This window comes from Pseudomonas sp. Pse35, from assembly GCF_024519715.1.
GTDB classification, from domain to species: domain Bacteria; phylum Pseudomonadota; class Gammaproteobacteria; order Pseudomonadales; family Pseudomonadaceae; genus Aquipseudomonas; species Aquipseudomonas paracarnis.
Genome location: NZ_JALJRP010000060.1, coordinates 1 through 9,055 on the forward strand (window position 1 = coordinate 1; position 9,055 = coordinate 9,055).

7 protein-coding genes and 1 pseudogene are annotated in these 9,055 nt (G+C 60.2%); 4 read left to right on the plus strand and 4 right to left on the minus strand.

Going from position 1 to position 9,055, the window contains the following annotated elements; all coding sequences use genetic code 11:
- Window positions 1-175: 175 nt before the first annotated feature.
- Complete coding sequence (locus OC445_RS26545) at window positions 176-1,699, minus strand: fumarate hydratase (protein ID WP_034128606.1); 1,524 nt, start codon at window positions 1,697-1,699, stop codon at window positions 176-178.
- Window positions 1,700-1,915: 216 nt separating this feature from the next.
- Between OC445_RS26545 and OC445_RS26550 the strand changes: the two genes are divergently transcribed.
- The gene (locus OC445_RS26550) at window positions 1,916-2,857 is read left to right on the plus strand and encodes an iron-sulfur-binding ferredoxin reductase (protein WP_054897654.1); all 942 of its coding nucleotides are present in this window, start codon (window positions 1,916-1,918) and stop codon (window positions 2,855-2,857) included.
- Between the two features lie 178 nt (window positions 2,858-3,035).
- On the opposite strand, the gene pyk is transcribed toward OC445_RS26550, so the two are convergent.
- On the minus strand, window positions 3,036-4,487 hold the full coding sequence (gene pyk / locus OC445_RS26555; RefSeq protein ID WP_003193904.1) for a pyruvate kinase: 1,452 nt from the start codon (window positions 4,485-4,487) through the stop codon (window positions 3,036-3,038).
- Window positions 4,488-4,660: 173 nt separating this feature from the next.
- Here pyk and OC445_RS26560 point away from each other — a divergent pair, with 173 nt between their 5' ends.
- Entirely contained in the window at window positions 4,661-5,035 is a 375-nt protein-coding gene (locus OC445_RS26560; protein ID WP_003193903.1) for a tetratricopeptide repeat protein, read from the plus strand.
- A gap of 221 nt (window positions 5,036-5,256) precedes the next feature.
- Window positions 5,257-5,616, plus strand: a complete 360-nt coding sequence (locus OC445_RS26565; RefSeq protein WP_019821226.1) for a PilZ domain-containing protein — start codon at window positions 5,257-5,259, stop codon at window positions 5,614-5,616.
- Window positions 5,617-5,668: 52 nt separating this feature from the next.
- On the opposite strand, the gene OC445_RS26570 is transcribed toward OC445_RS26565, so the two are convergent.
- A complete protein-coding gene (locus tag OC445_RS26570) occupies window positions 5,669-7,000 on the minus strand; it encodes a DUF58 domain-containing protein (RefSeq protein ID WP_197900798.1) in 1,332 nt (443 codons plus the stop codon).
- Window positions 7,001-7,007: 7 nt separating this feature from the next.
- The gene (locus OC445_RS26575; RefSeq protein ID WP_197900797.1) at window positions 7,008-8,003 is read right to left on the minus strand and encodes an AAA family ATPase; all 996 of its coding nucleotides are present in this window, start codon (window positions 8,001-8,003) and stop codon (window positions 7,008-7,010) included.
- Window positions 8,004-8,399: 396 nt separating this feature from the next.
- Between OC445_RS26575 and OC445_RS26580 the strand changes: the two are divergent.
- Window positions 8,400-9,055, plus strand: a pseudogene (locus tag OC445_RS26580) (transposase); the annotation flags it as partial.

A 9,055-nucleotide genomic window follows, 5' to 3' on the forward strand; every position in this document is an offset into this window, starting at 1 on the left:
CCGGGTTACCCACGAATTCAAGCCTGCGTTCGGCCAGCGTGGTTTAACGGGGCGCCTGGGATCAAGATCAAAAGCAGGGCAAGAGCAAGAGCAAGAGCAGTTCCCTTGCTTCAGGCATAAAAAAGGCGACTGGGCCATGGGGCCGCAGTCGCCTTTATTCTTTTGGAAGAGGTGCTTACTGCACTTCTACCGCCAGGCTGTCACTGATCTTTTTCTGCCAGATGGCAGGACCGGTGATGTGGACGGACTCACCTTTGCTGTCCACTGCAACGGTGACCGGCATGTCTTTCACGTCGAACTCGTAGATGGCTTCCATACCCAGTTCGGCGAAGGCAACCACGCGCGACTTCTTGATGGCCTGGGCCACCAGGTAAGCGGCGCCGCCCACGGCCATCAGGTACACGGCCTTGTGGTCCTTGATCGCTTCGATGGCGGTCGGGCCGCGCTCGGACTTGCCGATCATGCCCAACAGGCCGGTTTGCTCGAGGATCTGACGGGTGAACTTGTCCATCCGCGTCGCGGTGGTCGGGCCCGCCGGGCCAACCACTTCTTCGCGCACCGGATCAACCGGGCCGACGTAGTAGATAAAGCGGCCCTTGAGGTCCACCGGCAAGGTTTCGCCCTTGTTCAGCATCTCGACCATGCGCTTGTGCGCCGCGTCGCGACCGGTAAGCATCTTGCCGTTGAGCAGTACGGTTTCGCCCGGCTTCCAGCTCTGCACTTCTTCCGGAGTCAGGGTGTCGAGGTTGACGCGACGGGCCGATGGGCCGGCTTCCCAGACGATTTCCGGGTAGGCGTCCAACGATGGCGCTTCCAGCGACGCCGGGCCCGAGCCGTCCAGCACGAAGTGCGCGTGACGGGTGGCGGCGCAGTTGGGGATCATGCACACCGGCAGGGACGCGGCGTGGGTCGGGTAGTCCATGATCTTCACGTCGAGCACGGTGGTCAGGCCACCCAGGCCCTGGGCGCCGATGCCCAGTTGGTTGACCTTCTCGAACAACTCCAGGCGCATTTCTTCGATACGGTTCTGCGGGCCGCGCTTTTTCAGCTCGTGGATGTCGATGGACTCCATCAACACTTCCTTGGCCATTACCGCGGCTTTCTCGGCGGTACCGCCGATGCCGATGCCGAGCATGCCCGGTGGGCACCAGCCGGCGCCCATGGTCGGAACAGTCTTGAGCACCCAGTCGACGATCGAGTCGGACGGGTTGAGCATGGCCATTTTCGACTTGTTCTCGGAGCCGCCACCCTTGGCCGCCACGTCCACTTCCACGGTGTTGCCCGGGACGATGGAGTAGTGGATGACCGCGGGGGTGTTGTCCTTGGTGTTCTTGCGGGCGCCTGCCGGGTCGGCGAGGATCGAGGCGCGCAGGACGTTTTCTGGCAGGTTGTAGGCGCGACGCACGCCTTCGTTGATCATGTCGTCCAGGCCCATGGTGGCGCCGTCCCAACGCACGTCCATACCCACGCGCACGAACACGGTGACGATACCGGTGTCCTGGCAGATTGGGCGATGGCCGGTGGCGCACATGCGCGAGTTGATCAGGATCTGGGCGATGGAGTCACGGGCTGCCGGCGATTCTTCGCGCAGGTAGGCTTCGTGCATGGCCTGGATGAAGTCAACGGGGTGGTAATAGGAAATGAATTGCAGGGCGTCGGCAACGCTCTGAATCAGGTCGTCTTGCTTGATCACGGTCATGAGTCGCGCTCCTCTATAAGGGAACATTCAATAAAGATGGCGCCAGTGTTGCATCGGTCGGCTGAAGCCATCTTTCCAAGGCACGCCAGAATGGTGCAGGCGCGACGCTAAAAAGGCGCGGCAGTATAACCCGGCACGGTGGCCGATACACCCGACTATGGTCAAACTGTCGCAGGCATGATTCCCTGTGCGCGCTCCTTATGATTGAGTCTTTATATGCCTGAACTGTACGTCGGCGAACGCCACTGGTCTGTATCCCTCGGCAGCAACCTGCTGGATGCCTTGAATCAGGCCGGCGTGGCCGTGCCCTTCAGTTGCAGGGCCGGCAGTTGCCATGCGTGCCTGGTGCGTTGCGAGGGTGAGGTTGACGACCAGCAGCCCGAAGCCTTGAGCCCGACGCAGCGCCAGCAAGGTTGGCGCCTGGCGTGCCAGTGCCGGGTCAGTGCGGACCTGAAGGTCGAAGCGTTTGACCCTCAGCGCGATGGCCTGCCCGCCCAGGTGGTGGGCGCCGATTGGCTGAGTTCGACGGTACTGCGCCTGCGCCTGCAACCGGAACGTGCCCTGCGGTACAACGCCGGGCAGCATCTGGTGCTGTGGGCGGGGCAGGTGGCGCGCCCCTATTCTCTGGCGGGCTTGCCCCAGGAAGAGCCGTACCTGGAGTTTCATATCGACTGCCGTCAACCCGGTGCATTCAGCGATGCGGCGCGACAGTTGAAGGTCGGTGATCCTTTGCGCCTGGGTGAACTGCGGGGTGGAGCACTGCACTATGACCCTGACTGGCAATCGCGGCCGTTGTGGCTGCTGGCTTCCGGTACTGGCCTGGGGCCCTTGTGGGGGGTGTTGCGCGAGGCGCTGCGCCAGGATCACCAGGGCGACATTCGCGTGATTCACCTGGCCCATGAGGCCGAAGGTCATTATCTGGCTGAACCCCTGGCAGCCCTTGCCGCCCGGCATGGGAACCTGACCGTGGAGCTATGGACCGCGGCGCAGTTGCAGCCGGCATTGGCGCAACTGCGGCTGGTTTCCCGCCATACCCTGGCCTTGCTTTGCGGGCACCCTGCCAGCGTCGAGGCCTTTTCCAAGCGCTTGTTCCTGGCGGGACTGCCGCGTAATCAATTGCTGGCGGATGTGTTTCTATCCCGCCCTTTCACTTTATGAAAAGCCTGCTCAAGTCGGTATCGGAGTTTAACGCCGGGTGCTGATGACGCCATCGCAGGCAAGCCAGCTCCCACAGTAGACCGAGTTGTCTAACTATTGTGGGAGCTGGCCTGCCTGCACTGAAATGCAAAAAGCCCCGCCATTCACAGGGCGGGGCTTTTGTTTTTCAGCCTGTCACTCAGACCTGCGGGTCGCCCACATGCAGGATCTTCATGCCATTGGTGCCACCGGTGGTGTGGTAGCTGTCGCCCTTGGTCAGGATGACCCAGTCGCCTTTCTCCACGACGCCGCGTTTGACCAGCTCGTCGATCGCCTTCTGGCTGACTTCGTTCGGTGCCAGCGACGCCGGGTCGAACGGGATGGTGTACACGCCACGGAACATGGCCGCGCGGGCCTGGGCTTCGCGGTGTGGGGTGAACGCGTAGATAGGCACCGAGGAGCGGATACGCGACATGATCAACGGCGTGTAGCCACTTTCGGTCAAGGCGATGATGGCCTTGACACCCGGGAAGTGGTTGGCGGTATACATGGCAGCCAGGGCGATGCTCTGGTCGCAGCTTTCGAAGACCTTGCCGATGCGATGGCTGGAGGTCTTGCTGGTCGGGTGCTTTTCGGCACCGACGCAGATACGCGCCATGGCCTGTACGGCCTCCAGCGGGTAAGGGCCGGCGGCACTTTCAGCCGAGAGCATCACGGCGTCGGTGTAGTCGAGTACGGCGTTGGCCACGTCGGACACTTCGGCACGGGTCGGCATCGGGTTCTGGATCATCGACTCCATCATCTGGGTCGCAACGATCACCGCTTTGTTGTGACGGCGTGCGTGCAGGATGATCTTCTTCTGGATACCGATCAGCTCGGCGTCACCGATTTCAACGCCCAGGTCGCCACGGGCAACCATCACTGCATCGGAGGCCTTGATCAGGCCGTCGAGGGTTTCATCATCGGCCACGGCTTCAGCACGTTCGATCTTCGCTACCAGCCAGGCGGTACCGCCGGCTTCGTCGCGCAGCTTACGGGCGTATTCCATGTCGGCGGCGTCGCGCGGGAAGGACACGGCGAGGTAGTCCACTTCCATTTCGGCGGCGAGCTTGATGTCGGCCTTGTCTTTTTCAGTCAGGGCCGGCGCCGTCAGGCCACCACCGCGACGGTTGATGCCTTTGTGGTCGGACAGCGGGCCGCCGATGATCACGGTGCAGTTCAGTTCGGTCGGCGTGGCAGTGTCAACGCGCATCACCACACGGCCGTCGTCCAGCAGCAGTTCGTCACCGACGCCGCAGTCCTTGACCAAGTCCGGGTAGTCGATGCCCACCACGTCCTGGGTGCCTTCGGTCAGCGGGTGGCTGGTGGAGAAGGTGAACTTGTCACCGATCTTCAGCTCGATCCGCTTGTTGGTGAATTTGGCGATACGGATTTTCGGGCCTTGCAGGTCGCCCAAGAGTGCAACGAAGCGGCCATGCTTGGCGGCGAGGTCACGCACCAGCTTGGCGCGAGCCTTGTGCTCGTCCGGGGTGCCGTGGGAGAAGTTCAGACGGGCGACGTCCAAACCAGCCAGAATCAGCTGTTCGAGGACTTCCGGCGAGTTACTGGCCGGGCCAAGGGTGGCGACGATTTTGGTACGACGGACGGACATGCACGGACTCCTGAGTTCAAGCGCTGGGGAAGGCTACTATGCTCTTTCGTTGTAGTCATTGTTCGTTTGCACTACTTATCGACGATTGGCTTGTTTTGGCTGCGGTTGAATGGGCAAACGCCTTGAAGATTTTCGACCAGGGGTCGATACACTGCACAAGACAGGAGAACCCCATGCGAATTTTGCTCGTTGCTGCCTTGGCCGTCAGTGTTGTCGGCTGTACCCGCTGGTCGATGGACCACCATTTGAACAACGCTTACCGTGCCTATGGGGTCGGTGATTGCCAGCGTGTCACCCTGGAGTTGTCCCAGGTCGATCGCGAGAGCCGCACTCGCCGCTACGTGCAACCGGAGGTTTCGATGTTGCGTGGGCAGTGCCTGGAACGCCAGAAACTCTTTGTCGATGCCGCACAGACCTATCAGTTCATCATCGGCCACTACCCGTCGAGCGAGTACGCCTATCGAGCCCGTGCGCGGCTCGATACCTTGCAGCAACTGGGGCATCTGCCGGCTGCAGGCCTGGCAAAACCAAGGCCTGCGTCGTTGTAAGGGTATTTGTCGCTTCATGGCTGGCCTGTCGCCAGTCTTGCGCTATTCTTTGAATGTCTGTTTGTGCAGTACCCATTCGAACGGATGCAATGCCCGGATTCGGCAGCTGTTTGGTGACAAGCGGTAGCTGTTGTCACACCGAGATCCAGGGAGAGCGAGCGATTGCTTGTTCCGAATCACTGGCACGGCCAGATTTTTGGCTATTGGATGGCGACTTCACCATGTTTACCGAACGAAGGATCGAGCGGCATCAACTGCCGTATTTTCTGCAGGTGTTCAATCGTATTACTGACAAGCCAATCGGCTATCTTGGAAATGTGTCTGAAAACGGTCTAATGCTGATCAGCTCGTTACCCATGATGACCGAGGTAGATTTCGAGCTACGCTTGAAAGTGCCGGTGGCGCAAGGCGAGTTCAAGGCAATTGACCTCACGGCAACCTGCTTGTGGAGTCACGAGGATGTCACCCCGCAGCATTACGACTCTGGGTTCAGCGTGCTTGAGGCGCCCGAAGAGTACCGGCACCTGATCAACGCGCTGTTGCAGTACTTCAGCTTTTATCCTTTGCAGGCCTCTGTCTGAATTATGCGTGGGGTCGTGGCCGTTTCCTGGCCATGCCCCTGCGCAGTCATCCTCAGAATACCCCGGCCTTTTTCCACTCCAGATAGCGCGTGACCAGCCCGGCACCCAGCGCCGATGGCAAGGTATCCAGCACCGACAGCCCATGGGCACTCAAGCGATCATGGCGTTGGTTGCGGGTGTTGAGGTAATCGATCGTGCCGCTGTAAGCCAGCGCTTCGGGCAGTGTCTGCACAGGCGCCTGGCGTAGTTGGTCGAGGACCTCTTCCCTCAGGCTGGCCACCAGTACCCGGTGATGCCTGCCGATACGCTGGACGGCAGCCATCAGCGCTTCATCCTCCTCATCCCGCAGGTTGGTGACGATGATCACCAGTGCCCGGCGTTTTTGACGTGCCAACAACTGGCTGGCGGCCGCCTGGTAGTCGGCGGTTTTTCGCGTGGTCTGCAGGTCATAGACCGCATTGAGCAACAGGTTCAATTGGCCACTGCCCTTGACCGGCTTCAGGTACCGCGGCTGGTCGCTGGCAAACGTGCACAGCCCTACGGCATCGCCCTGTCTCAAGGCAACGTAGCTCAGCAGCAGGCAGGCATTGAGCGCGTGGTCAAAATGGGACAGTTCATCATCCTGGCTGCGCATGTGCTGGCCGCAATCGAGCATGAACACGATTTGCTGGTCGCGTTCGTCCTGGTACTCCCGGGCAATGGGCGTTCGTTGGCGGGCGGTGGCTTTCCAGTCGATCTGGCGCAGGCTGTCACCTTCACGAAACTCGCGCAGTTGATGAAACTCCAGGCCTAATCCTCGCCGCTGATGTTGGCGCACGCCCAGTTGGCTGAGCCAGTTATCCACACCCCGCAACTGCGCACCGTATAAACGTGCGAAATCCGGGTAAACACGAGTGGCATCGTGAGTCTCGACCCAGCGTCGTGCCGACCACAGCCCCAATGGGCTGGGCAGCAGCAGTTCGCAGCGACTGAAATGGAAGTGCCCGCGCCGCAAGGGGCGTACGCGATAGCCCAGCTCGGCACGCTCACCGGGGCGTAGTTGAATGGATTGAGGCAGGTTCTCCACAGCCAGGCCATCGGGCACGTGATCGAACACCTGCACGGTCAGAGGTTGCGGGTAGTCGTGCTCCAGGCACAGGCGTATTTCTTCCCAGCGCCCCAGCGCCAGGCTACCAGGCAATGTTCTGTACACGCGGGCCGAAGGGCGGCGACGCAAGCGTGCAGCATCCAGCATCGCCAGCAGCAACAGGGCCAGCAGCAGGCCCCAGGCTACCGAATGCAAGGTGGCGGGCACTTTGAACTGCAACGCTGCCGAGGCGCCCAACAAGATGTTCAAACCGAGCAGAACGCCCAGCCAGGTCAGCAGCAGACGAGTCGGTTTCATGGCCGCGTCATTGCCTTGGTGCTGCAATCTGGTCGAGTAACTGCTGGAGCACCTGGTCGACTTCCAAGCCGTCGATGTCCAGTTCTGGTGCGATGCGTACCCGGTGACGCAGTACCGCCAGGGCGCAGCCCTTGATGTCATCGGGGGTGACGAATTCGCCACCGCGCAACAGCGCACGGGCACGTGCCCCGCGTACCAGGGCGATGGAGGCCCTGGGGCCGGCACCGATGGCCAGCCCCGGCCAACTGCGCGTGGCACGGGCCAGGCGCACGGCGTAGTCGAGCACCTGCTCATCGAGTGGCAGGTCACTGGCAATTTGCTGCATCGTTACTACGTCCGCGGCTTGCAGCACCGTACGCAACGGCTGTACCTCCAGCATGTCGGCCTTGGACGAGCGCGTCACTTCGCGGACCATATCCAGCTCTTGTAGAGCATCTGGGTAGTCCATTCGCACCTTGAGCATGAACCGGTCCAGCTCGGCCTCGGGCAGTGGGTAGGTGCCTTCCTGTTCGATGGGGTTCTGGGTCGCCAGCACCATGAAGGGCTGGCCGATGGGCAACGCCTCGCCCTCCAGGGTCACTTGACGTTCCTGCATGGCTTCCAGCAGCGCTGCCTGGGTCTTGGCGGGGGCACGGTTGATCTCATCGGCCAGCAACAGGTGGGTGAATATCGGCCCCTTGCGCAGTTTGAACTGTTCGGTCTGCAGGTCGTAAACGGCGTGGCCGGTGACATCGCTGGGCATCAGGTCCGGGGTGAACTGGATACGGGCGAAATCACCGCCAAAGCAGCGGGCCAGGGCTCGTACCAGCAAGGTCTTGCCCAGGCCTGGCACGCCTTCCAGCAATACGTGGCCGCCTGCGATCAGGGCGGTGAGCACGTCGTCAATCACAAGGTCCTGGCCAATCACGGCCTTGCGCAATTCCACGCGCAGCGCCTGCGCCTGCTGGCTGGCATGCTGAAGGTTTTCGGCTGTCAGGGTGGTGGCCAGTCGAGAGTCGCTCACGACTTCTGGTGCCCTGCTAACGGTTAAATTTGTTTTATCTTCCATAAATCAGTTACTTACCTAATTTAACGTTTTTCACGTGTTTTCACGTGTGGACCGAGTGAGTGAAGGCCAGCATGCACAATTGCAATCCTAAGAACCTTCTCATTTTGAGCTCGTCTGGAGTGGAGGTTAGGCTAGAGCAACCAGTAACGTTTCAGGTAGTGCACCCCAAGGCAGGTTGGTGACTTTGTTAGGAGAGTGTTGTAGAGGACGGGGTCTCGTCTGAAGGCCAGAATAGCCCTTTTCTGGAGAATCGAGCATATGCAACCTTGATGAGAAATGCCTATAACTGTAGTGGTCTAATGAAACCGGACACCCATTTTGACGAGAATGCTCGCCAGATCGAGGTGTCAGCTGACCAAACAACGCCGCTCCTTTACTCCTGAATTCAAGCGCGAGGCTGCCGATCTTGTGCTCAAGCAAAACTACAGCTACACCGAAGCCAGCCGTTCACTCGGCATTGGTGAATCGGCATTGCGTCGCTGGGTTGACCAGATTCAGAAAGAACATAAAGGCGTCACCCCGCAGAGCAAAGCACTGACTCCGGAACAGCAAAAAATTCAGGAGCTGGAAGCCCGGATTGCTCGGCTTGAGCGAGAGAAATCAATACTAAAAAAGGCTACCGCGCTCTTGATGTCGGAAGATCACGAGCGTTCGCGCTGATTGCCCAGTTGAGCACCCATGAGCCGGTTGATTGGCTGTGCAAGGTGTTTGACGTCACTCGCTCGTGTTACTACGCCCAGCGCCTGCAGCGCCGCACGCCCGATGTTGAACGGCTTCGATTGCGTAGTCGCGTCAGTGCGCTGTTCTCGAAAAGTCGTAGCGCTGCGGGCATTCGCAGCATCCTGTCGCTGATGCGTGAAGACGGTGAGCAGGTCGGTCGATTCAAATTGCGCAGCTTGATGCGCGAGCTTGATTTAGTCAGCAAACAACCCTGCTCCCATGCCTACAAACTAGCAACAGTAGAAAGACTGGATATCCCGAACACATTGAACCGCGAGTTCGACGTG

Excerpts from the sequence above, each read along its gene's own strand:
- OC445_RS26545 (WP_034128606.1), bottom strand. The coding sequence starts at position 1,699 with ATGACCGTGATCAAGCAAGACGACCTGATTCAGAGCGTTGCCGACGCC.
- OC445_RS26550 (WP_054897654.1), top strand. The coding sequence starts at position 1,916 with ATGCCTGAACTGTACGTCGGCGAACGCCACTGGTCTGTATCCCTCGGC.
- pyk (WP_003193904.1), bottom strand. The coding sequence starts at position 4,487 with ATGTCCGTCCGTCGTACCAAAATCGTCGCCACCCTTGGCCCGGCCAGT.
- OC445_RS26560 (WP_003193903.1), top strand. The coding sequence starts at position 4,661 with ATGCGAATTTTGCTCGTTGCTGCCTTGGCCGTCAGTGTTGTCGGCTGT.
- OC445_RS26565 (WP_019821226.1), top strand. The coding sequence starts at position 5,257 with ATGTTTACCGAACGAAGGATCGAGCGGCATCAACTGCCGTATTTTCTG.
- OC445_RS26570 (WP_197900798.1), bottom strand. The coding sequence starts at position 7,000 with ATGAAACCGACTCGTCTGCTGCTGACCTGGCTGGGCGTTCTGCTCGGT.